At 62.1% G+C, this 23,514-nt stretch carries 22 protein-coding genes and 1 pseudogene; 13 read left to right on the top strand and 10 right to left on the bottom strand.

Translation table 11 applies throughout. From position 1 onward, the window contains the following. Nucleotides 1-20: 20 nt before the first annotated feature. Nucleotides 21-1,583, top strand: a complete 1,563-nt coding sequence (locus QX073_RS27490; protein ID WP_315716424.1) for an ABC transporter substrate-binding protein — start codon at nucleotides 21-23, stop codon at nucleotides 1,581-1,583. Here QX073_RS27490 and QX073_RS27485 read toward each other — a convergent pair. Continuing rightward, complete coding sequence (locus QX073_RS27485; protein WP_315716467.1) at nucleotides 1,570-2,553, bottom strand: LysR substrate-binding domain-containing protein; 984 nt, start codon at nucleotides 2,551-2,553, stop codon at nucleotides 1,570-1,572. The genes QX073_RS27490 and QX073_RS27485 overlap by 14 nt on opposite strands. 20 nt (nucleotides 2,554-2,573) lie before the next feature. Between QX073_RS27485 and QX073_RS27480 the strand changes: the two genes are divergently transcribed. The 10 genes from QX073_RS27480 to QX073_RS27435 all read left to right on the top strand — a co-directional run bounded on the left by QX073_RS27480 (nucleotide 2,574) and on the right by QX073_RS27435 (nucleotide 12,813). After that, on the top strand, nucleotides 2,574-3,692 hold the full coding sequence (locus QX073_RS27480) for an FAD-dependent oxidoreductase (protein WP_316226680.1): 1,119 nt from the start codon (nucleotides 2,574-2,576) through the stop codon (nucleotides 3,690-3,692). Then, the gene (locus QX073_RS27475) at nucleotides 3,673-3,966 is read left to right on the top strand and encodes a (2Fe-2S)-binding protein (protein WP_315716423.1); all 294 of its coding nucleotides are present in this window, start codon (nucleotides 3,673-3,675) and stop codon (nucleotides 3,964-3,966) included. The genes QX073_RS27480 and QX073_RS27475 overlap by 20 nt, the downstream gene beginning before the upstream one ends. Beyond that, on the top strand, nucleotides 3,963-5,360 hold the full coding sequence (locus QX073_RS27470) for an NAD(P)/FAD-dependent oxidoreductase (protein WP_315716422.1): 1,398 nt from the start codon (nucleotides 3,963-3,965) through the stop codon (nucleotides 5,358-5,360). The genes QX073_RS27475 and QX073_RS27470 overlap by 4 nt, the downstream gene beginning before the upstream one ends. Nucleotides 5,361-5,436: 76 nt before the next feature. Continuing rightward, nucleotides 5,437-6,375 (top strand): ABC transporter permease, encoded by a 939-nt coding sequence (locus tag QX073_RS27465; protein WP_315716421.1) that lies wholly within the window; start codon nucleotides 5,437-5,439, stop codon nucleotides 6,373-6,375. Continuing rightward, the gene (locus QX073_RS27460; protein ID WP_315716420.1) at nucleotides 6,372-7,241 is read left to right on the top strand and encodes an ABC transporter permease; all 870 of its coding nucleotides are present in this window, start codon (nucleotides 6,372-6,374) and stop codon (nucleotides 7,239-7,241) included. Before QX073_RS27465 ends, QX073_RS27460 begins: the two co-directional genes overlap by 4 nt. A gap of 5 nt (nucleotides 7,242-7,246) precedes the next feature. Next, entirely contained in the window at nucleotides 7,247-8,242 is a 996-nt protein-coding gene (locus tag QX073_RS27455) for an ABC transporter ATP-binding protein (RefSeq protein ID WP_315716419.1), read from the top strand. Then, entirely contained in the window at nucleotides 8,242-9,255 is a 1,014-nt protein-coding gene (locus QX073_RS27450; protein WP_315716418.1) for an oligopeptide/dipeptide ABC transporter ATP-binding protein, read from the top strand. Before QX073_RS27455 ends, QX073_RS27450 begins: the two co-directional genes overlap by 1 nt. Before the next feature lie 236 nt (nucleotides 9,256-9,491). Next, nucleotides 9,492-10,868: an MmgE/PrpD family protein gene (locus tag QX073_RS27445; protein WP_315769759.1), complete on the top strand. Its 1,377-nt coding sequence runs from the start codon at nucleotides 9,492-9,494 to the stop codon at nucleotides 10,866-10,868. Nucleotides 10,869-12,038: 1,170 nt separating this feature from the next. Then, the gene (locus tag QX073_RS27440) at nucleotides 12,039-12,233 is read left to right on the top strand and encodes a transcriptional regulator domain-containing protein (RefSeq protein ID WP_315716416.1); all 195 of its coding nucleotides are present in this window, start codon (nucleotides 12,039-12,041) and stop codon (nucleotides 12,231-12,233) included. 4 nt (nucleotides 12,234-12,237) lie between these two features. Continuing rightward, nucleotides 12,238-12,813 (top strand): DUF2285 domain-containing protein, encoded by a 576-nt coding sequence (locus QX073_RS27435; RefSeq protein WP_315716415.1) that lies wholly within the window; start codon nucleotides 12,238-12,240, stop codon nucleotides 12,811-12,813. Nucleotides 12,814-12,923: 110 nt separating this feature from the next. On the opposite strand, the gene QX073_RS27430 is transcribed toward QX073_RS27435, so the two are convergent. After that, the gene (locus tag QX073_RS27430) at nucleotides 12,924-13,400 is read right to left on the bottom strand and encodes a helix-turn-helix domain-containing protein (RefSeq protein WP_315716414.1); all 477 of its coding nucleotides are present in this window, start codon (nucleotides 13,398-13,400) and stop codon (nucleotides 12,924-12,926) included. A 167-nt stretch (nucleotides 13,401-13,567) separates the two neighbouring features. Between QX073_RS27430 and QX073_RS27425 the strand changes: the two genes are divergently transcribed. After that, on the top strand, nucleotides 13,568-14,347 hold the full coding sequence (locus QX073_RS27425; protein WP_315716412.1) for a hypothetical protein: 780 nt from the start codon (nucleotides 13,568-13,570) through the stop codon (nucleotides 14,345-14,347). Between the two features lie 31 nt (nucleotides 14,348-14,378). Further along, nucleotides 14,379-14,750: a nuclear transport factor 2 family protein gene (locus QX073_RS27420; RefSeq protein WP_315716411.1), complete on the top strand. Its 372-nt coding sequence runs from the start codon at nucleotides 14,379-14,381 to the stop codon at nucleotides 14,748-14,750. Nucleotides 14,751-14,901: 151 nt separating this feature from the next. Here QX073_RS27420 and QX073_RS27415 read toward each other — a convergent pair whose 3' ends face one another. The 8 genes and pseudogenes from QX073_RS27415 to QX073_RS27380 form a co-directional block, all read right to left on the bottom strand. Further along, nucleotides 14,902-16,200, bottom strand: a complete 1,299-nt coding sequence (locus QX073_RS27415; RefSeq protein ID WP_315716410.1) for an alkaline phosphatase family protein — start codon at nucleotides 16,198-16,200, stop codon at nucleotides 14,902-14,904. Nucleotides 16,201-16,202: 2 nt separating this feature from the next. Next, the gene (phnA, locus tag QX073_RS27410; RefSeq protein ID WP_315716409.1) at nucleotides 16,203-17,480 is read right to left on the bottom strand and encodes a phosphonoacetate hydrolase; all 1,278 of its coding nucleotides are present in this window, start codon (nucleotides 17,478-17,480) and stop codon (nucleotides 16,203-16,205) included. Beyond that, a complete protein-coding gene (locus QX073_RS27405; protein ID WP_315716408.1) occupies nucleotides 17,480-18,826 on the bottom strand; it encodes an amidase in 1,347 nt (448 codons plus the stop codon). Before QX073_RS27405 ends, phnA begins: the two co-directional genes overlap by 1 nt. Beyond that, a complete protein-coding gene (locus QX073_RS27400; RefSeq protein WP_315716465.1) occupies nucleotides 18,823-19,875 on the bottom strand; it encodes a branched-chain amino acid ABC transporter permease in 1,053 nt (350 codons plus the stop codon). The genes QX073_RS27405 and QX073_RS27400 overlap by 4 nt, the downstream gene beginning before the upstream one ends. Nucleotides 19,876-19,881: 6 nt before the next feature. Continuing rightward, nucleotides 19,882-20,736: pseudogene (locus QX073_RS27395) on the bottom strand (branched-chain amino acid ABC transporter permease); the annotation flags it as partial. A 6-nt stretch (nucleotides 20,737-20,742) separates the two neighbouring features. Further along, nucleotides 20,743-21,468, bottom strand: a complete 726-nt coding sequence (locus QX073_RS27390) for an ABC transporter ATP-binding protein (RefSeq protein ID WP_315716407.1) — start codon at nucleotides 21,466-21,468, stop codon at nucleotides 20,743-20,745. Beyond that, entirely contained in the window at nucleotides 21,461-22,270 is an 810-nt protein-coding gene (locus QX073_RS27385; protein ID WP_315716406.1) for an ABC transporter ATP-binding protein, read from the bottom strand. Before QX073_RS27385 ends, QX073_RS27390 begins: the two co-directional genes overlap by 8 nt. Nucleotides 22,271-22,272: 2 nt before the next feature. Next, nucleotides 22,273-23,481: an ABC transporter substrate-binding protein gene (locus tag QX073_RS27380; RefSeq protein WP_315716405.1), complete on the bottom strand. Its 1,209-nt coding sequence runs from the start codon at nucleotides 23,479-23,481 to the stop codon at nucleotides 22,273-22,275. Nucleotides 23,482-23,514 lie beyond the last annotated feature (33 nt).

Raw genomic sequence — 23,514 nt, 5'->3', positions numbered from 1 at the left:
ACCGGATGAAGCACGTCTCCATGAAGTACGTCTATATGTTGGCTTTCTGCATCGCCGTCGCGGTGAACGCGACCGGTGATGTGTCTGCAGCGGAAGCCCCGGGGACCACCCTGCAAATCGGGGCCGGTGGATCAGACATTACCACGCTTGACCCCCATCGTGCGACGACCAGCACCGACAAGCCGCTGATCGGCCTGATGTTCAACGGCCTGGTTCGATTCAAGCCAGGGAGCGCGGACCCTAAGGATCTCGAACCCGATCTCGCCGAGCGGTGGGAAACGTCCCCAGACGGACGAGTCTGGACCTTCTTCCTCCGAAAGGGCGTCAAGTTTCACGGCGACTGGGGCAGCCTCACCGCAGATGATGTCGTCTACTCGCTGACACGTGCCGCAGACCCCAGCCGATCGAGCTTCGCTGCAGACTTCTCCGCGGTGGAGAGCATCGCCAAGGTAGACGGGTCCACCGTTCGCATGACCCTGAAGTATCCAGATCCGAATTTCCTCGGCCGCTTGTCCAACTATCACGGCGGAAACATTGTCTGCAAAAGAGCAGTGGAGGAGCTCGGAGACAAGTTTGCCTCCAATCCCGTCGGTACAGGTCCGTTTGCGTTTTCAGAGCATGAAACGCAGCGGCATGTGAAGCTGGTCGCAAACGAGGGCTATTTCCGCGGCCGGCCGCAGATCAGCAATATCATGTACCGTACGATCCCCTCCGACAGCGCCCGCGAGCTCGCCTTTGCGTCTGGAGAGCTCGACGTCATCCAAGGCCGGCGCGAGCAACGCTGGGTCGATATGACCCGCCAGCGCGGCAACATGGTCGTTGATGTCTTCCGTCCAGGAGAGTTTCGAACGCTTCACATCAACAGCAGTATTCCGCCGCTCGATGACCTGAAAGTCCGACAGGCAATCGCCGCTGCGGTCAATCTCGACGATCTCGTGCAGTTTGTCGGTAAGAGCGTCAGTCTGAAAGGCTGCTCGGTCGTGCCCCCGGGCTATATCGGAGAGGACTGTTCATCAGGGGCTTATGCTTACGATCCGGTGAAGGCCAAGGCACTTCTGGCCGAAGCGGGCTACCCAAATGGCCTGACGCTCAAGGTCGTGGTGTCCAATATCTCGGCTATCCTGCCGACAATGGAAATTATTCAGCGCCAGCTCGCAAAGGCCGGTATCAAGCTGGATATGAGCGTTGTCGATCACGCCACCTATCAGAGCCAGATTCGCGGTAATGCCAGCGCTCTGGTGTTTTATGGCGCCGCCAGATTTCCGGTCGCCGACACTTATCTGACCGAGTTCTATCACTCGGGCTCGAGCATCGGAAAGCCGACGGCGGTTGCCAATTTCTCCCATTGCGACGTTGCGGACGCCGACATACAGGCGGCGCGGGTGGAAGGCAGTGTGGAGCGGCAGCAGGAGCTGTGGAAGGAGGCTCAGCGCAAGATCCACGACGCCGTCTGTTCTGTTCCGCTGTTTGAGCTTCAGCAGGTCTGGGGGCACAGCAAGCGTGTCAACTACGGCTATGAGCTCAAAGGAGCCATGAACCTCGCTCCGCCGATCACCGAGGCGACGACGCTTATGCCGCGCTGAGCGACTCCTGGGAGAGCCGTGCGGCCGTCGTGCGCGCCTGCTGCAGGAAGGCGTCGACCAGACTTGCATTGCGGCTGTCGCGTATTCGACAGAGCTGGAAGTCGTAAGACAAAGCAGGCTCGAAGCGTCTGATGGCCAGACGGTCCTGAAGCCCGCTGAACATCAAAGGGTGCACCAGCGCGACGCCGAGGCCGGCTGCCACGAATTCGCACAGGGTCGGCGAGACATTGGCAACGAGCACGGTGTTGGGTCTGACGTTGTAGGCGTCGAACATCGTCGCAATGCACTGACCGGCCTGGCTCTCAGGGTCGAAAGACACGAAGGGAATGTCGTCGAGATCATCGGGCTCCACAACGTTCTTCATGGCGAGGGGATGATCGGTCGGCATGATGCAGACGAGCGGGTGCTGGATCAGCGGTTCGGCGATCACATAGGGATTGTCGATCCGCGAGCTGACAAGGCCGACATCGAGCTTGCGTGTGACCAGCCAGTCCACGATCCATTCCGAGCTGCGTGACTTGACCGAGCAGAACACGTTGGGATGCTGCTGCAGGAAGCCCATCGTCGCCTGCTGGATGAACGAACGCGACAAAGCCGGCATGACTCCGACAAGAAGCTGCCCCTGCTCCTCGCGGCGGATCGCCTCGACGGCATTCTCCACCTGGCGGACACCTGAAAAAATACGATCAATCTCCTTGTAAAGCCGCATGCCGCGCTCTGTCGGAGCAAGGCGGCCCTTGACGCGATCGAACAGGCTGAGCCCGGTATCCTCTTCGAGATGAGCGATCAGTTTGCTCATCGCGGGCTGGGAGATGTTGAGGATCAAAGCGGCTCGGCTGATCGAGCCGCTCTCGATCACCGCTTTGAACGCCTCAACCTGTCTGAGATTGATCTGACGAGCCATCCCATAACCCTGAAGAATACAGCCAGAGATTTTCGACTTTGACCAAATATCTCTTTTTGTCGTCATATTGGGCAAGAGGAAATCTGATGCATCCTGAGATAATAGTTATCGGTGCGGGCACGGTCGGTGCTGCGATCGCTTATGGGCTTGCGCGAAGACAACGCCGAGTGCTCGTGCTCGACGGTGACGATCGCGACCATCGTGCGGCGCGGGCCAATTTCGGCCTTGTTTGGCTACAGGGCAAAGGCCAGAACATGCCCGCCTATCAGCAGCTGTCACGCCGTAGCGTCGACATGTGGTCCGACTTTGCGTCGGAACTCACTGATCTGGCCGCGTTGGATCTTCAGTATGAACAGAATGGCGGTTTTGCGTTCTGCCTCGGAGATGACGCGTTCGAGAAGCGCCGCTTGGACCTTCAGCGGCTGCAGAATCAGCTCGGCGGAGCGGAGGCGGATTGGCGGATGCTCGATCGCGCTGAACTGGCCAAACTGCTTCCGAAGGTTCGATTGGGGCCTGACGTGGCCGGCGCCAGCTTCGGCCAGCGGGACGGGCATGCCAATCCGCTTCAGCTCCTTGCGGCTCTTCATGCCGGAATCCTGCGTCTGGGTGGAGATCTGCGCCCAAACGCTGCGGTGCGGCAGATCGTGCCCAGCGAGGCGGGCTTTACGGTGACGTTCGGAAACGAGACCGTCAGTGCGCCGCGCGTGCTGATCGCTGCGGGTCTCGGGTCTCAGGCGCTGGCGCGGCAAGTGGGTCTTGAAATCCCGCTGCGGCCTCAACGCGGGCAGATCCTGGTGACCGAGCGCCTTGAACCATTTCTGCCTCTGCCGACGAGTGGCTTGCGTCAAACCCGGGAAGGCACCGTGATGATCGGTGCTACCCATGAGGAGACTGGTTTCGATAGCTCCGCGACCGCGATCGCGGCCGCAGATCTCAGTCGGCGGACGCTTCGCATCGTGCCGGGGCTTGCCGAGGCAAAATTGGTTCGGCAGTGGGCCGGGTTGCGCATCATGACCCCTGACGGGTGTCCCGTCTACGCCCAGTCCCAGAAGCACCGGGGAGCCTTCGTGGCGTTGTGCCATTCAGGCGTCACGCTTGCAGCTCTGCATTCCACCGTCTTGGCCGATGCCATCTCGGCCGGCCAGTTGCCGGATTCGCTCGATATCTTTCATCAGAGTCGCTTTGATGTTTCGAAAGCTGCATGAGCCCGCCGAGACCGTGACTGTCTATGTCGAAGGCAAACCTGTCACGGCGGAGCCGGGCGAAAGCCTGGCAGCTGTGCTGCTCCGGCAGGCTGTCGTCTGGTCGCGCCCCACACCGGTCAAAGGGAGCGGGCGAGCTCCCTATTGTATGATCGGCGTCTGCTTCGACTGTCTCGCTCAGGTAGATGGAATCGCCTCGGTTCAGACCTGCATGACCCCGGTTCAGGAGGGCATGAAGGTTGAGCGCCAGCAGCGTAAGCGGTGCTTGCCGTCATGAGCACCACCGATCTTCTCATCGTAGGGGCTGGCCCTGCTGGCATGACAGCGGCCATCACAGCCCGCCGCTATGGAATTGACGTCCTGGTTGTGGACGATCAAAGTTCTCCTGGCGGGCAGATCTGGCGCTCGGTCGAAACCCAAGCGGCGACCCCGAGGGGAGCCATCCTTGGAAGGACTTATCAGGACGGAAAGGCTGCGACCGATGCATTCCGCGCCAGTGGCGCGCGGTACGAGCCTCGTACACAGCTTTGGCAGGTCGAACCTGGTTTTCGTGCCTTCGTGACCCATGATGGCAAAGCCAGGACGATCGAGGCGCGCGCCATCATCCTCGCAACCGGCGCCCAGGAGCGGCCTGCTCCCTTCCCAGGCTGGACACTGCCGGGAGTCCTCACGGTGGGTGCCGCTCAGGTCCTGTTGAAGACCGCCGGGCAGATCCCCTCCAAGCCGGTCTGGGTCGCTGGTTGTGGCCCGTTGCCGCTTCTCTACCTCGTTCAGTTGCTCAACGCCGGAGGTCAGATCGCCGGCTATCTGGACACGACACCGGCCGGGAGTCATTGGGCGGCGCTCCGGCATCTGCCGAAGGCCCTGCGTGGCAGTGGGGCGCTCCTCAAAGGGCTCGCGTGGACGGCCGTCCTTCGACACCGGCGTGTGCCCGTCGTCCGCCATGTCATCGACCTCGTGGCGCACGGATCTGACCGGATCGAATCCATCAGCTATCGAACGGCCGATGCGCAAGAGAAGACCGTTTCCGCGGATAATCTGCTTGTGCATGAAGGTGTCGTGCCGAACGTCCATGCTCCGCTGGGGCTGGGCTGCGCGGTTGAATGGCGTGACGAGCAGGATTGCTACGTTCCGGTTCTCGATCAATGGGGTGAAACGACCAAAGCCGGTATCTTCATTGCCGGGGACGGCGCGGGCATTGCTGGCGCGAAGGCCGCGCAATGTCGTGGGGCGCTCGCAGCACACAGGCTGGCAGTCAAGCTCGGCTATGCGGACGAGCAGATCGTGCTCAAGGAAGCGCTGCGCGTTCAAAAGAGTTTGGCTCGCGAACTTGCCTTGCGGCCCTTTCTTGACACCATGTTCAGACCCCACGGCAGGATTTTTAGTCCGTCCGATGAGACCGTCATATGCCGCTGCGAGGAGGTCACGGCAGGAGAGATCCGGGCGATGGCGCAGATCGGCGGCTCCGGCCCGAACCAGATCAAGGCCTTCACGCGTGCAGGGATGGGCCCCTGCCAGGGGCGGCAATGCGGTTATACCGTCACCCGCATCCTCGCGGAAATCCAGGATTGTCCTATAGGGGAGATCGGCTTCTATCGAGTCAGGCCCCCGCTCAAGCCCGTGACGCTTGGAGAGCTGGCCACACTCGATCAAAAGGAGGAGGTGTTGTGAGGCACTTTCCTTGTCTGGAGAGAAGAGTTCAGTCCGAACGTTCTGGTTTCTACTCGCGAATGTGCTGGGTGATCCAATGATCAGCTTTGCCTTCAAGCGGCTGCTGCTGGCCATCCCCACCTTGCTGGTGATGTTGACAGCAATCTTCGTGCTGGTGCGTCTCGTTCCGGGTGATGCGGCATCCGTCATCCTCGGCGACCAGGCAACCGAAGCCTCGCTTCGCGCGATGCGCGCCCGGCTCGGGCTCGATCAGCCGATCCAGGTCCAATATCTTCACTTTCTCGGTGAGGTGCTCAACGGAAATCTCGGGCAATCGCTGAGCAGCGGCCGGACTGTCGTGCAGGAGGTCCTGCTGGTGTTGCCCTCCACAATCCAACTCACCTTGGCGGCCATCGTGATCGGAATCGTCCTGGGTCTGCCGCTCGGAATCCTCGCCGCGCTCGGCCGCAACAGCTGGATCGACTACGTCTCGCGGCTGGTCTCGTTGGTCGGGCTATCGTTCCCAGCGTTTGTGTCAGGGATTCTTTTGCTCATCGTATTCGCGATCCAGCTGGGATGGTTCCCCGTTCTCGCGTCCGATAGCACTGATCCGATCGAACGGTTACGAAGCCTTGCCTTGCCTGCGCTGAATCTCGGCTTGATCCTGATGGCCTATGTGGTGCGTGTCACGCGGTCATCCATGCTGGGAGTCCTTGGTGAGGATTACATCCGCACAGCGCGCGCGAAGGGAGTGACTCCCACCCGCCTCGTCATGCGACACGCTCTGCGCAATGGCCTCATTCCGGTGGTTACCGTTGTTGGCCTCTACTTCGGTACGTTGATCGGAAATTCGGTGCTCACGGAGATCATCTTCAACCGGCCCGGCCTCGGCAAGCTGATCTTCGGGGCACTCAATGCTCGCGACTATACGCTGCTCGAGGGGCTGATGATCATCTTTGCCATCTGCGTCATCGTCGTGAATACGCTGACGGACATTACCTATGGGCTTATCGATCCGCGGGTGAAATACAAATGACGGTCGGGGTTGCATCGGTTGCAGTGTCGCAGCCTAGTCGATTGTGGCTGGCCTTTTCCAGAAATCCTCTCTTCTGGCTGGGTGCGCTGCTTCTTGCGCTCATCATTGTCGTGGCGGTGCTCGCGCCGCTGATCGCGCCTCATGACCCGCTGGAGCAGAATATCGTGGCCAGGCTCGAGCCGCCGTCGGCGGAGTTCCTGTTCGGAACGGACAATTACGGCCGAGATGTCCTGTCCCGTCTGATCTATGGAGCCCGCATCTCCCTGATGGTCGGTTTCGTCGCCATCCTGATTGCGATGACGATCGGCTGCACGATCGGAATCGTTGCGGGTTATGTCGGAGGAGCGCTGGATCAGCTCGTGATGGGAGTGCTCGATGTCATGCTCTCGTTTCCAGCTCTCCTGCTCGGCCTCATGATTGCGGCGATGCTCGGCGCCAGCCTTCAGAACCTGATCATTGCAATCGCAATCACGGAGATCGCGCCGTTTGCGCGAGTTGCCCGGGCGCCAACGATTGCCTTGAAGCAGCAGGACTTCGTGATCGCGGGCCGAGCGCTTGGGTTCGGACCCGTCCGGATCATGGGGGTTCACATTCTCCCCAATCTCATCTCGGATGTCGTGGTGATGAGTTCACTATGGATGGCTTCCGCGATTCGCACGGAAGCATCGCTGAGCTTCATCGGGCTGGGCGTTCCGCCACCGACACCGACCTGGGGCAGCATGATCCGCGAAGGGTTCGACAACATCCTCGACGCCTGGTGGCTCGCGGTCTTCCCGAGCCTTGCGATCTTGTTGACCGTGCTCGCCCTCAATCTCCTGGGAGACGCTCTGCGAGACGCAATCGATCCAAAGCTGCGGGGGGAATAGCAGGCATGACATCGTTTCCTAGGCCAGCTCTCGACCTGCGCAATCTGCGGACCGAATTCCGAATCGGCGGCCATTGGTACCCGGCAGTACGAAACGTCTCGGTATCACTGATGCCAAACGAGACGCTCGCGGTCGTGGGCGAGTCAGGCAGTGGCAAGAGCGTCACGGCCCTGTCCATCCTACGGCTGCTTCCGCATGCCGGTGCTCGCATCCAAGGCGGAGAGGTGTTGTTCGAGGGTCAAGATCTGGTGACCTTGTCCGAGCGGGACATGAGCACGATCCGGGGCAATTCGATTGCGATGATCTTCCAGGAGCCGATGACGAGTCTCAATCCGACCATGACCGTGGGAGACCAGATCGCGGAGGCGATCCTCATTCATCGCGGAGGGTCGCGCATGGAGGCCAAGGCTGAGGCGCTTCGGCTCTTGGCGGAGGTCAAGATTCCATCGCCGAAGAGCCGACTAGATGAGTATCCGCATCAATTTTCGGGGGGGATGCGCCAACGCGTCATGATTGCCATGGCACTTGCCTGCCATCCGAGGGTTCTTCTGGCCGACGAGCCGACGACGGCACTCGATGTGACGATCCAGGCGCAGGTGCTGACTCAACTCGAAGAGCTCAAACAGGCCTACGGAATGTCGATGTTGTTCATCACGCATAATCTTGGCGTGGTTGCGCAGATCGCCGACCGCGTTGCCGTGATGTATGCGGGCGAGATTGTCGAGCTTGCGACCGTCGACGCGCTGTTCGCAAAGCCCATGCACCCTTATACGGCGGCGTTGCTGCGCGCCATGCCGCGAGCTGACCGGGCCAGCGAGAGTCTGGAGCCGATCCCCGGCAGTGTTCCGGCCCTGTCTGCCGTTCCAGCAGGCTGCGCCTATGCGCCCCGCTGCCCGTTCAAGGACCGCAGCTGTACCGAACTGCACCCAGAGCTCGTATCATCAGGTGATCCCGGACATTTGGTGCGCTGTCCCGTCAGACCGGTCGGAGGAGTGCATTGATGACGACGTCCCTGGGAAGCTGCGACTTTGTTGTACGTCATCTTTCGAAGACCTTCGTGAGACACGGAGGTTCAGGCGCCAGATGCGTCCGGGCGGTCGATGATGTGTCCTTCCGCATTCCAAAGGGGGCTTCCCTTGGCCTCGTGGGCGAGTCCGGTTGTGGCAAGTCAACGGTCGCGCGTACCATCCTTCGGCTCATTGAGCCCGATAGCGGATCAATCTTATTCGACGGCATCGATGTCCGGGCCGCCAAGGGTGCCACCTTGCGTGCGTTGCGGCGCCGGATGCAGATCGTCTTTCAGGATCCCTATTCTTCGCTCAACCCGCGCCGAACAATTCGCCAGACTCTGGAAGAACCTCTTCGCGTTCATCTGCGACTCTCGTCCAAGGAGATCCGCGAGAGGGCGGAAGCCGCCATGGTCGAGGTCGGGTTGCCGCGAGAAGCGTTGGAACGCTATCCGCACGAGTTCTCCGGCGGGCAGCGGCAACGGATCGGCATTGCACGGGCGCTGGTCTTGGATCCCGAACTGATCGTCGCAGACGAGGCCGTTTCTGCACTCGATGCTTCGGTCCAGGCGCAAATTCTTCGACTGCTGGAGGGGCTGCGCGAACGCCGCGGCCTGTCGTTCTTGTTCGTTTCGCATGATCTCGGGGTGGTCCGCCATTTCTGCGACCGAGTCTCCGTCATGTATCTTGGGCGCATCATCGAAGAGGGGCCGACGGCAGATGTTCTTGACCGTCCGTTGCATCCTTACACCAGGCTTCTGCGCGACAGCTATCCAGTGCCGGATCCGAGGGCCCGCCGGCCTCTGATCCAGATCGTGGGAGAGGTTCCTTCCGCAGCCAATCCGCCTCCGGGCTGTGGCTTTCATCCGCGTTGCGCGCGAGCGGAAGGTCTATGTTCCGTCGAAAAGCCGCAGTTGGAGACGTCGGGAGACGGCCGATTCCGAGCGTGCTACTTCCCGGAAACAAGCGATATAGCGTGGGACAGCCTGCGCATCGGAGCGCGATGACTTAGAGCCCCGCCAAAGGAGTTCATTGGCGAGCTTGCCGTGATCGTAATCCAGTTGCCCGATCCTCCCCTGGATTGAGATGGACTTGAGCGGGAGCTCGCTCCGAGAGCTGTAGCGGTTTCGAGGATTTTACCGCGCATTGATTTGTCTGCCCGCCATGATCTGCCGACGTGGACGGCTGCGCTACCTCACCTCGTCCGATCCAGTACACATGTTGAAGATCCCTGGAGGCCTGCATGACATACACCGCTGCCGAGCTGTTGGCCGAATGGGTCAGCGCGAGCAAAGTTCCAGAAGAAGCCCGGATCAGCGCGGCGAAATGCGTGCTCGATTTGATGACGGCCGCGATAGCCGGCCATGACACGCCAAATGCGGTGGCCGTGCGCCGAATAGCGAGCGCGACCTGGGGCCATGGATCGGCGGCGATGTGGTTTTCAGGAGAGCGGTCGACCGCTGCGGGGGCAACCTTCGTCAACGCGGCCTCCGCGTGCTCGCTCGATTTGGATGATGGCCACCGCGCCGCTTCGGGGCACCCCGGCGCAGCGATCATTCCGGGGGTATTGTCACTGCTCGGCACTCCGTCCTTGGATGGGCAACGCGCGCTTGCCGCGATTGCCATCGGATATGAGATAGGCGTTCGTATTTCTGCCGCCCGGGATCTACGAAGCGTCCCGACGGTGAACAGCGGCCTCTGGAGCGGTCAAGCCGTTGCCGCAGCGGTTGCTTGGCTGAAGGGGCTGTCGCGGGGCCAGATCGCACACGCGATCTCAATCGCTGGCACGACGGCACCGAGCCAGTCGGCTACTCCATACACCCGCTTCAGAGGCAACAGTGTCAAGGAGGGGATCCCATGGGGAGCCGCCAATGGCATCCTTGCGGTCGATCTGGCCAAGCAGGGCTTCACCGGACCGGTCGATATTCTGGATAGTTCAGAACGTTACGATCGCGCGCGGCTTCTCGACGGGCTCGGAACGAGTTGGCTCATCAACAGCACCTATTTCAAGCCTTATAGTTGCTGCCGTTGGATTCACGCGCCGATTGACGCGCTGATCACATTGCTGAGCGATCATGAGCTTCATCCGGAAGCCATCATCAACATCGACGTGGAGACCTTTGGGAGGTCGTTGACCCTGAGCAACGAGGTGGAGCCGCGTACGCTGGAAGGAGCGCAGTACAGCCTTCCGTTCTGCCTCGGTGTCGCCGCGACCGGCGGCGCAGCGGCGTTGCTCCCCTTGAGCAACGAGTCGCTGACAGACCAAAGAGCCATCGAGATTGCTGGACGCGTCCACATGACCGTCAATCCCGAATTCGACCTCATGTTCCCGGCCGCGGTTCCCGGGCGGGTTCGCATCACCACGGCGTCGGGCTCCTTTGAGCGGACCGTGTTGGCGCCGAAAGGAGAGCCTACGAATCCGATGAGTTGGGACGACATCGGGTCGAAGTTCCAGGCCATTGCAGCTGGTCGCGATGCTCGTGTCGCGGCTGGGATGCCACATGCGATTGGCGCGTTGCGAAGCGGAGATGTTGCGCCGTTGCAATCGATGCTGGAAGCAAGGCTGTTCGCCAGCTCGAATGACGCGTCGCCTGTCGAGCGGCTTGAGGTCGCCGAGTAGGCCCAGCGAGCGATGAGACGGCGGCAAGAAAGTCCTCCTGCCAACAGGTCTACGCAGATCGCTTTGTCCCACCCCCTGGACAGAAGCGCGCGCGAAGCCGGCGAGGAGGCGCCGGCGATCTGGCTTCTGCAGCGCTCCAGCATCATCCTTGCCATGCGGTGTCAATTGGCCTCCTGATATGAAAATTACTTTGAAGCAGCTACCTGTAAAGGTAGTGGTCCGGAATGCGGTCGTATGGCTGTCACGAGAATGGGAAGATCTTCAGTGCAGTGAATACGGCGCTACGATCGCCATCGAATTGAAAAGAATCACACGTCAATCGAATCGACCATAGCCAAGAGACCGGGCCGAGCGTCGCAACGGATCCTCCCTCACGTGCAGGAACGGATACTGCCAGAATGCCCCGTTCCTGTCGGGCGGATTGCGAGGCGAACCGGCGGGTATCAAAGGCGAACCTTGTGTTCGCGGCGAAGCTGCTCGGCTGTTTGAGCACAGGGTCCGTCACAGCCGCCATCTACGCTCGAATGGTCCGGATTTGTTGAGCACTGGACTGTCGTCGTTCGCGACGACATATGCGTGCTTGAGGGAACGGTGTGGCGTCTTCCATTATTCCAGGGCAGCTTGGCTGCGCCGCTCTTGGCCATCGATCCTGCCGCGGGGTGGGCACGGGCGCGCGGCGAATGGCTTACGATAGAAGCGCCGCACGAGAGCGCCGGCGCAGCGGGACTTCATCCGGAGCTGATCTCCGATCGCGCGGCGCAATGCCTGGAACATCAGCTCGATCCTGCGGATTGAGCGGAGCGCGTTGACTTGGGCGATATGGCATGGGCGAGGTCGCTTGACCGAGATTGGTCGGGCCGACGGGAAGCGCTCGTCAAACGTGCGTGAGCACTAGTGGAGAAGCTCGCGTGAGCCTCAAGTGTAAGCAGCTGCCTTCTCGGTCATCTGCTGAAATCTTTAGCAAGTCGACCCGAGGCGAGCTTGGCGCCGCACACAGTAGCGCGGCCGGCGCGATTTGAGTGAAACCGAAAGTCACTGGAATACGCAAAATCCACTGTGTTGCGCTCGATCGGTGTCAACTCCGCAGATTGATAGCTCCGTGCAGGAGCCCTCGTTGCTAGCCTCTGCAAACCTTGGTGAGAGAGCGGAAATGGCAGGGACGAGTGTGTAATGAGCGAGTTCAACTGGCGGTCGTCCGAGTCTTACAAGAAGCTCGAAACAGCCGATGCGGCCGACTTTGCCTGGGAATGTCTACGTCGTAATCCAGACTATCGGCGAGATTACAGCGGTCTGCTCGCACAAGACAAAGACGGCCCGACCGATCCTGAATTCCGGCAGCGATGGGGGCTTTCTTTTCGCGGCTGACCCAATGCGCCGGTTTGATGCTCAGGCCATATTCTGGGCGCCGGAAGTGCTGCCGACTGTGCTTCGCCTTGCTCCGACCTCGCAAGGCTCGCTTGCGCCATTCTCTCATCTCGACCTTCGCGGATCGCCCGGCGCCGAGCTGAGACGGGCGTCCGACGGCTGGTACGCGGTGCTGCAGTTGGGCGGCGCCACGCACCGGCTGATGCTCTCCCGGCTTCCGGCGAAGGGGACGGCCGTGGCTGTCGAACTGCCGCTCGACCGTGATTTCGATTTGCAGACGCGCGCGGCCTATCGGCTTTGGACGGCGCTGAGACGAGGTCCGGTCCGGCTGCCGGCTCACACCGGGCCCATTCAACAGCGCCAGCGCCTCGTTCTTGCGTTGCGCGCCTTGGATGGCCACCTCGAGGGTCAGAACTATCGGGCGATCGCCACGGTTCTGTTCGGGTCCGAGCGGGTTGAAGATCGGGGATGGAAAACGCACGACCTGCGCAGCCGGACGATCCGGCTGGTTCAAACAGGTCAGACCCTGATCCGAGGCGGCTATCGAAATCTGCTGCGTAGCCAACGGCGATCAGCATGATCGGCGCGCTGGTCCGTCTCGCAGCCGCCGCGGAAAGTCGACCCTCTCGCAAGGACTGCATGAGGGATGCGAAAACTCAGTCATTCGGCTTGGCCGATGTCCTGAGCGCATTACTCGTCGTCGCGCGAGCGGAGAAGTTCAGCCATCTGCAGCACCTTTCGGCGAAGCCGCTCGTCGGATATGCCGAAATAGAGCTCGAGCAGTTGGCGAGATTCGCGTTTGGTCACAAGCTCACTGAAGTCCGCCGTCTGCTCATGAGACGCCTCTGGCACAGCGGCGCCTGCCTTGACGTCAATCTCGTCAAAGAACCACGTGATCGGAACAGCGAGCTGGTTTGCGATTTCGTACAGCCGAGATGCGCTGATCCGGGTCTCGCCCGCTTCATACTTCTGAATGAGCTGAGCTGTCACGCCGAGGCGTCTTGCCAGGTCATCCTGGCTGAGATCGAGCAGGTTCCGTCGCAGGCGCAAGCGCGTTCCGACATGCTGATCGACATGATTGGGCTTCTTGGATGACCTCCTGAGCCGCTTGCCTTGGTTGCGGGACACAGCGGGGCGGCCGTCAGGGAGCTGTTTGGAAGTCGCCACGTCCGCTTACCTCATGCCGTATCCAAGATGTTCGTCCATGAAGCATCAATCTCAGCTTGAAACAATCAACCAGAATTATGTCATTCACGCTACAACTACAAAGGATAGATCAAATGCAATCGTCGCCAGCCACGGTTTGATGTGCGTGACGTAGCAAAGGGCAAGGAATGTCGATGCAGGATTGCTGTCCTCAATCTGGCCGCGTGCCTTCCAATCTGAAGATCGATCATGGTCCGATCAGCCTCCTGGGACGCTTCTTCCTCGCCGCTGACACCGCCGCCCAAGAGCGTGGCGTCAGCGTCTATTTTGCGAGCCTACAGGATTTGCTCGACATCAACAGCGCAAATTCCGACAGCTGGCGACCGCTGGTGCCGATCTTCCAGCCCGACCTCGGCGGCGCGACAGCTGAGAACACCTTCGTCATGGTCGGAAAAGACAAGGACGGGGAGATCGTCGCGACACAGGCGGGTCGGTACTACGACTGGACAGCCACGACGCTGTTCGAGGAAGCCATCTCGCTTCGTATGTTCTACGCAGATCCGGCAGCCGCCTTGGCGCGCGGCGACGGCTGTCTGATTGCGACCCCGGTGGCGTCGACGATTGCGGGGAGGGTCGTGTTTTCCGGCGCCGGCTGGTACCGGCGCGATTTTCGCGGCAGAGGGTTGGCGCGAATCCTGCCCCGGATTTCGCGTGCCTATGCTCATGCGCGCTGGAATACGGATTTCACGATCAGCATGATGGCCGACGCTGTGATTGCCGGCGGCATGGCGGATCGCACCGGCTACACCCGGATCGAGCGGTCGAGCGTCGAACTGGTCGTATCTCCGCTCGGATCGATGCGCTGTGGTCTTGTCTGGATGCCGGTGCAGGAGATGCTGGCCGATCTGGAGGCCGCCATGGGCGTAAGCTGGCGCGAGGAATCCGATCCGCGCGCAGCGGCGATGTGAGCAGAGCCGGCTCTCAATGTCGGGGGAAAGCATGCAGGGACCGCTGGGTCACCGGGAAGCCGAGGCATATGTCAGGCACCTGTTCGCGTGTATCGACGCTCACGACTGGGCAGGCTTGTCCAGCCTGCTGGACGACGGTGCCGTCTATGAGCGTCCAGGATATGAGCCCTTTGTCGGCAAGTTGGCCATCATGCAGTTCTATCGCCACGAGCGCATCGTGGCCTCGGGAGAGCACCTGCTTGAGCAGGTGCTGAGCAATGGCGAACAGATCGCCTGCTGGGGCAGCTTTGCGGGCCAGGACAAGAATGGGCGTCCCTTGAAGGCCAGATTTGCCGATGTCTATCATCTCAGCGGTGGCCGCATCGGCCTGCGGCGGACGTTCTTCGACAGTCCGGCGCTCTGATCAGCGCAGTGGCCACGCGCTCTCGGCACCAGTGAACAACTGCTCGCCCCAGGGGGCATCGACAGGATGGGGGCTGCGGTGCAGCCGGCAGGCATTGGCCACAGATGCTTGGTTGGACATCGTTTGGGCCAATGCGTGTACAGCGCGGGCGTCAGGCCGTCATGGCGCGCGTCTCGGAACGCCAGGCTGCCGCCTGCAAGGCCTCGCCGTCCATCCCTGTGCGGGGCAGCCCGAGATGGGACAGCACTGTCGGCGCGATGTCGATGACGCGCGCGGGTGACTTGCGGATCCGACCCGGACTGAAGCCTTCGCCCCATGCCATCAGGAACGGAGCCTGCTCGTAGGTCCCGAGTCCCCCATGCTGTCCGCATCCAAGTCGGTCGGGCTTGCCGAGGGCAGGCTTGGCCGCGAGGCTCGAACCGCGGATTCCGAAGCGGTTGGGGACGTCGCTGGACCGCATGGACACAGCAAAGGCAAGGCCGCCGGTGTGAGCTTGTCCAACGCGGTCGAGCTCGTCCGGCCCAAAGACCTGCCCGGCCCAATCACTGCGTTCCAGAAGCGATCGCACGTTCTGCAGCGAGGGGCCGCGCTGGGAATCGACATAGATCAAGGCCGAGGTCCCGTTCGAGATGGCCAGAATCTCGTCGGACATGGGGTTGGCTTTGAGACCCGCGGTGATCAGCGCTGCATCGATGTCGACGATGTCCTCGACCGTTTGATGACCATGATCGGATCCGATCAGAAGGAGGATGTCCTCGCCCTGGTCGCGCTGTCTTTCGACGGCTGCGATCACCTCGGCCGCCCGACGATCCGCCTCCGCCAGCACGGCAAGATGGTCCGGAGAACCGAGCGGTGCGTTGTGTTGAACGTGGTCCGGTTCGCCAAGCCACAAAATGCCGACCGCCGGGCGACGCTTCACCATCACGTCGTCGATGAAGCGGGCTGTCATCCTGGCGTCACCGCCGCTGTCCAGCGTGACGTCCAATCGATCGCCGGCCGCCACTTCAATGCGGCCAGGTCCGAACGAGCCGGCCCGGTGATAGACAAATCCATGCCCGTCGGGATCATGGGCATAGGCAGCCCCGGGGGACACGTTGCTGAAGACGATCTGGCCACCCACGGTCTTGACGCGTTCCGCCAGGGTCGGCACTTGCAGTGAGGATCCCGTGACTCGGCGCTTGTGTTGCAGAAACTGCGGATCTCCGGCGTCGCGCAGCACCAACCTGCCGGATTCGATCAGGGCAACGGAATTGCCTTGCAGTCCATGTCTTGCCGGAGTGCATCCGGTTGCAACACTCGCCGACACGACGCGTGTGCACGAAGGAAAGACGGTCCGGTAGTCCTCAAACCATTCGGCGCGCGCGGCGAAATCTGCGAGATGGGGCGTGGTCGCAGGCGAAATGAGGTCCCGTCGAAGTCCGTCGAGGATCATGATGACAACACGCTTCATGGTCAAAGGTCCACCTCATTGAGTGCGACACTGAAAATATCGAAATTGCGCAAAGTGCGCCCGTCGGGCGCGCCCGGGCTCGCGCGAAGCCGATGAGACAGGATGAAGGGGACGCGCTGCTCGGCGAGACCGCCATGCGAGCGCAGCCTTGCGCCCGCCAGGTTGGAAAGCTCGTGGTCGCACGCCCGGGCGCCCAGGGCGATTCCCTTTGCTGCGATCACGCAGACGTCGCCCTCGCGGTCGCGCGGCAGCTCGAAGCGGGCGGCCGCATCGTCTCCGGTCAAGGCGAGACCGACGCCCGGAAGCCCCGCGAGAAACGAAACGACGTCTGAGGCGCGCAGGACTGGATCCAGGAGGTGAACCCGGACGAAGCCGCCGAGCGCGCCGTGATGGCGGACGAACGGGTCGGTGATGGGGCAGATCACCCGCGTCCGCCCGAGGCCGAAGACTGCGTCGAGCTGATCGCCGAGATACATGACATTGGGCGAACCATCGGCGTGCGCCATATCACTCATACCGTGATCGGCGACGATCCCGACGAGCGCGCCCTCGGCGAGCAGTGCGCCGAGCCTCTGATCCACCTCGGCCATGAACGCCAGGGCTTCCGGCTCGTGCGGTGCGTAGGCGTGCTGGACATAGTCGGACAGCGACAAATAGATCAGATCAGGACGATGATCCGCCAAGAGCCTGAGACCCGCGTCCAGGACGAACAGGGACAGGTCCGCCGAATACTGATGAGGGACGGAGCGGCCGATCCGCGCGGGCACGTCTGCAATGCCATTCTCGGCTTCGCTGCAGCAATCCGCCTTCTCGGCAGAGAACACGATTCCCTTGAGGTCCTTGCCAAGCGCCTTGCGGAGCTTGTCCTTGGCCGTCACGGCGGCCACCTTGGCTCCGGCACGGGAGAAGGCGGAAAGGATCGTCGGCGCTCGCATCGGCGATGCGTCCACCATCATCACCTCCTCTCCGCTCGCGGCATCGATGTAGAAGTTGCCCGACACCCCGTGGTGCGCCGGCGCGACCCCGGTGACGATCGAAACGTTGTTTGGATTGGTGAAGGTCGGTATGGCCGCGAGCGCCGTGGTCGCAAAGCCGTCGCGTCGCATGCGATCGAGGGCAGGGACGATGCCCGCGCTGCTCGCCGCTGCGATATAGTCGGGATCGCAGCCGTCGAAGCAGATGATGACAGTGGAAACGCGCGGCCAATTGTAGACCCGTCCGTTCACTTCGATCTGCGTGTCGGAACCCGTTGTCGGCTCGGTGGCGGATGAATATCGCATCAATGATCAACCCGTGTTGGCAGGCGGCAGGTGTGAGCAACCCAGGCGGCGCTCTGAAGCAGCTCACGGTCAGAGCCATGACGCCCAATGAGCTGGAGACCGATCGGCAAGCCGTGTGCGCCGCAGAGCAGCGGCAGTGAGACGACAGGCAGACCGCACAGGCTCCAGGGCATGGCAAGACTCCCCGAGCCGGGACCTTCATCGAGCCTTGTCGCCTCGCCCGGCGCCGAAAGGGTCACAAGCACATCGTGCTGCGCGAACAGCTTCGACGTCAGTCCGATCAAGCGATCGGCCGACGCGTTCAACTCGATGTAACGTTTTGCGCCGAGCGCAATGCCTGCGGCAATTCCATCCTGCAGCGGTGGACACAGCTCGGCAGACAGATGCTGGGGTAGATCGCCGAAGCGAGCCGCCAGATGAGCGTTCAAAAGGCCAAGAGCCACCTCGATCGCACCGCCGAACTCGCTCGGAAGATCCAGCTCGTGGACTGCAACCGGCAACGCACCGATGAAGGCCGTCAAAGCCTCGCCCGCGTCCGGAGCGACCTGCTCGAATCCCGGTCCGCGCACTACAGCGAGCCTCGGAGGGCGTCCGATCCGATCGGCGGCGCTGTCGACAACGGGATCAAATGCGCCGGCAAACAAGCAGAGATCCTGGACGGATCTCGCGAGATAGCCAATCTGCGCAAGCCGCGGCACCAGGATGTTGGAGCCTTCCATGCTTGCAAACCCGAACGACGGCTTGAAGGCATACGCTCCGCAGAACGATGCCGGCAGCACCGTCGAGGCGGTGTGCTGAGTCCCGAGTGCAAGAGGGACCATTCGGTCGACCACAGCTGCCGCCGAGCCGGCCGAAGACACACCCGGTGAGCGCCCAAGATCATTGGGATTGCGGGCAGCGCTTGGATGATACATGCCGAACTCCGACGTCGTCGTCTTGCCGATGATGATGGCGCCCGATCGCCTGAGCATCGCGACCGCCGCGGCGTCCGCTGCCGGGCGACGGTCGCGCAGCAGGCTGCTGCCATATTCCGATGGCATGTCGATCGTATCGAAGACATCCTTGACGCCGACGGGCAGGCCGTGGAGCGGTCCGGAGAGCCGGCCTTCCGATTGCGCCTTGTCGGCGAGGAACGCCTGCTCGCGCGCCGCGTCCACCGCGACATGAGTGAAGGCGTGGACCTCGCCGTCGCGTGCCGCGATGCGAGCGAGGCAGGCCTCGAGTAGTGTGGCCGCGGAGAGGCGTCGTTCGCGTATGGCCGAAGCTGCAGCCGTGGCTGTCAGCTGCGAAGGATCGCCATCCATCTCGCAAAGCTGACGCCGACTGTGTGGGATCGCGATGGTCATGATCGGCCCGTCTCCTCGAGGGTCTCGGCAGGTGCGAATGAGCTGGCGCTGGTCCCGCGGAGCCGTGAAGGCCAGGCGAACGCGTGTCGAGGCATCATCCCGTCACGAAAGGTCAGGACGCATGATGCGAAGACGACGCCCTGGAGCACCTGCACCCAGGCCCCATAGGGAGCGAGAAAGTGCTGCATTGTGACCAGGACCGCGGCGCCGACCAAGGGTCCGCTCAATGTGCCGAGGCCCCCGATGAGGCACATCAGAACAGCCTCTCCGGAGAGGTGCCAGTGCGCGCCGGACAAAGTCGCGAGCTGAAAGGCAACCGCACTCAGTGACCCGGCGAGGCCGGCACAGCTGGCGGCGATCGCAAAGGCGAACAGCTTGAGGCCCCGGGCATTCTGACCAAGGGACAAGGCGCGCCGCTCGTCGTCGCGGACCGCGACAAGCATCATCCCAAGCTGAGACGACAGCAGCCGCTTGATGCCGAAATGGACGGAGCAGAAGGCTGCGACGGCAAGCGCATAGACGGCGAGGTCGTTGCGCAGATCGATCAGACCGAACAGGAGGCCGCGTGGCACCGCCTGCAGTCCGTCCTCGCCATGCGTGAAGCTCGACTGCACGAACACGAAGTAGACCATCTGGGCGACGGCAAGCGTGATCATGGCTTGATAGATGCCACGCCGCCGGATCGCCAGCGCTCCCATGACGATGCCGAGCAGAATAGCGGCAGTGATCCCCGCCAGCATGGCCAGCTCCGGGGACATCGCCCAGTGCTTCAGCGCATGCGCGGTGACATAGGCGGCCGTCCCGTAGAGAGCCGCCTGTCCGAACGACATGACCCCGGCGAACCCCAGCAGGAAGTTGAACGACGCGGCGAGAATCGCAAAGCAGAAGATCTTGACCAGGAAGATCGGGTAGAGCAGTGCCGGCAGGACAGCGAGTGCAGCTGCGATGATGACGACGATCAGGATGCGCTCGTATTTCTTGTCCGCGCGTACATCCGGCGTGGCCGTGACCGGGGGAGGAATGCCGGCAAAGGAATGATGACGCAGCACCTCGATGCCGAACAGGCCCTGTGGCCGGACCGACAGGACGATGCACATGAAAGCGAAGATCATGACATTGGCCGCTTGCGGGAACACCGCCAGTGTCGCGCTCTCGAGCAATGCCAGGCAGTAGGCCGCCAGGATCGTCCCTCCGAGGGAGCCCATCCCGCCGATCACAATGATGGCGAAGACAACAAGCAGGACGTCAGACCCCATCAACGGACTCACCTGATAGATCGGCGCCGCAAGAGCGCCGGCGAGGCCCGCAAGAGCCGCGCCCAGCCCAAAGGTTGCCGTCATCACCGCGGGAATCGGGACGCCCAGCGCTTCGGCCATCGTGGCGTTTTCGGAAGCCGCCCGAAGCGTCGCTCCAGCCTTGGTTCGTGCGATCGCGCTCCACACCCCAAGGCAAACAATAAAGGCGACCATGACGACCCACAGCCGGTAGACGGGGAACACTGCAAAGCCGAGATCGACCACGTCCGACAGCCAGGCGGGCGTCGTGAAGGGCAGTCCCGTAGAGCCGAAGATGACCTGAAATCCGCCCTGGATCGCGGTTGCGAGCCCGAAGCTCAGCATGAATCCATAGAGCGGATCGAGACTGTAGGTCCGCCGCAACAAGAGTCGCTCCAGCACCATCCCGGTCGATCCAACCAGAACGGCAGCCGCACACAGGCCCACGAGATAGGGAAGACCAAGGCGCGCAACGGCCGCCCAGGCGGCAAATGCACCCATCATGTAGAGCGCGCCGTGGGCCATGTTGAGGATGTTCAAGAGCCCGAAGATCAATGCGAGGCCGAGGCAGAGCAGGGCATAGAACGATCCATTGACCAGACCGATGGTGAGATAGGAGAGAACGAGGTTTGACATAGGGATTCACACGGCAACGTATTTGGAGAGGCGCGCTTCGATGCGCTCGGCCTCGCAGGTCGGGCAATTGTCGACAACCAGTCCGTTCTCGATTGCAACAACCCGGTCAGCGACGCCCAGCACGAAAGCGAGGTTCTGTTCGACCAGCAGGATGGTGTAGCCGCGCTGCTTGAGGGCGGTGATCGCCTGTTCGATCTGGCGGATGATGATGGGGGCCAGCCCCTCCGTCGGCTCGTCCAGCAGCAGAGTTCGGGCACCGGATCGCAGGATCCGCCCGATCGCCAGCATCTGTTGTTCGCCGCCGCTCAGCTGCCCGCCGAGATGGCGGGGCCGCGACCTGAGATTCGGAAACAGTTCGAAGATCTCATCATCACTCATGCCGGAGCCGCCCAGCGTGGGCGATAGCGCCATGTTCTCGGCCACGGTGAGGCTGGCGAAGATCCCTCGCTCTTCCGGACAGTAACCGAGACCAAGATGCGCGCGCTCCGATGGACGCAGCGAACGCACCTCTCGCCCCTGCACCAGCACATGCCCCGACTGCCGCTGCAACAGGCCCATGATGGCGCGCAGGATGGTGCTCTTGCCGGCGCCGTTGCGGCCCAGCAGCACGACGACCTCACCCTCCGATACGGTGAAGTCGATCCCGAACAGCGCCTGGACCTCGCCATACCAGGCTTTGAGGTTGGATATCGCAAGCGGAAGGCTTGCTTCGCTTCGTTCCGGATCAAGCATCAGCGGCTGCACCGAGATAGGCGGCGCGGACGCGGTGGTCGCGCGCAACGTCTTGATAGGATCCGTCGCTCAGAACGGCGCCGTTCGCCAGGACGGTGACGTGGTCCGCGAGCCGTTCGACGACCTTGAGATTGTGTTCAACCAGCAGGACGCAGCAATCCTGCGCTGCGTCGGCAATCATCTCGACGACTGGACCGATGTCTTCCCGGCCGAGCCCCGACGTCGGCTCGTCGAGAAGCAGGAGGCGAGGTTTGAGGGCGAGCGTGGTTGCAATTTCGAGCAGGCGCCGCCGGCCATAGGAGAGTTCACGCGCCTGCCTGCGTCGGTCGGAGGTCAGGCCAGCTCGCGCGAGCAGAGTCTCGTTGTGAGGGGCGAGATCGCCGCTGACGCGGCGGCGCAACAGCCGGAGCGGTGGGCTGGCATGGGCCTGCGCCACCAACATGTTCTCCTCGACCGACAATTCGGGAAATACCGCGCAGATCTGGAAAGATCGGGCCAGCCCGAGCCTGGCCAGCCGATTGGCAGGCCAGGCCGTGACGTCGCGTCCAAACAGTTCGATCTGACCGCGGGTGGGCTTGATGAAGCCGCTGATCGCGTTGAACAGGGTGGATTTGCCTGCTCCGTTGGGACCGATCACCGCGTGAATGCAGCCTTCCCGAAGGTCGAGCGACACCTCGTTCAAGGCGACGAAGTCCTTGAACTGAACCGTCAGAGCACGAACCTTCAGCACGGGATTGGTCGGCAGCGGGGCAGAGACAGCTCTCGGATCTTCGAAAGCCTGGAGCGAGGCGCTGGCGACCATGTTTATTGCGCCTTGGCCGCCTGCGAGCTGCAGCCGGATGCCGACGCGGGACGGAATGCCGCGCTCGCAGGAACCGTGGCTGTGCGGACGTAGAAGTCCCACGGCTCCTTGCTTTCGGCAGGCGCCTTCACGCGATAGACGCCGATGTCATAGGTCACCCGTCCATTCGCCTGAATGTGCGCCACGCTGCCGAAGCGGTCGACCGGCAGCTGCCGCATCTGGTCGTTGACAGAAGCGGCGTCGTCGCTGTTCCCTGCCCGTGCGGCCTTCAAATAGTGCAGCACGCTGACATAGACGCCGGCCTGCTCACGCGTTGGCATCCGTCCATGGGCGGCAAAAAACCGCCGGGCGAATGCGCGCGTCGCATCATTGTCGTTCCAGTAGAAGCCGGTGCTGATGATCAGGTTCTGCGCGGTCTCCAGACCGATACTGTTGATATCCGTTACGAAGGCGTGTAGCGCGGCCAGCTTTTGCCCGGACCGCGTGATCCCGAATTGGCCGGCTTGCTTGATGGCGTTGACAGTGTCGGCGCCGGCGCTGGCAAGCGCGATCACCTCGGCGGAGGAACTGCGCGCCCTGACCAGGAGTGTGGAGAAGTCGGCGGTGCCGAGCGGATGGCGAGCGCTGCCGGTCACTTTGCCGCCGCGCTCGTCCACGACCTGTTGGGCTACTCCCTCCAGATCATGGCCAAAGGAGTAATCCGCGGTGAGGAAGAACCAGGTCTTCAAGCCCTGGTCGAGCAGCGACGCCGCAGTGCCGCGCGCCAGCGCATAGGTGTCGTCGGTCCAGTGTGTGACATAGGGCGAACAATAGCGGCCCGTGATGTCGGTAGAGGCTGCGCCGGATATCAGAAGCGAGCGCTTCTTATCGGTTGCGAGCGGGATCAATCCGAAAACCACGCCCGAATGCGGCAGATCGACGATGGCATCGACGCCGCGCCGGTCAAACCATTCGCGGGCGATGCTGGAGGCGATGTCCGGCTTGTTCTGATGATCTGCCGTGACGATCTCGATCGGGGTGCCGTCGATGGTTCCCCCGAAATCGGCAACGGCCATCCGGGCCGCGAGGATCGAGCCAGGACCACCAACGTCGGCGACCACGCCGCTCTGATCTCCCATGACGCCGATCACGACCTTGCCGTCCGAGAATTCCGCCAATGCGGCACTCATCGAGACGGAGAGAAATGCAACCGACAGCAGAATGCTTCGCATGGTCAGCCCCCTATCATTATTGGCAGGGGGTGC

Source organism: Bradyrhizobium sp. SZCCHNS3052, assembly GCF_032484495.1.
Lineage (GTDB): Bacteria > Pseudomonadota > Alphaproteobacteria > Rhizobiales > Xanthobacteraceae > Bradyrhizobium.
Note: the sequence above shows the minus strand (reverse complement) of the source record. Positions and strands in the feature narration are given on the sequence as shown.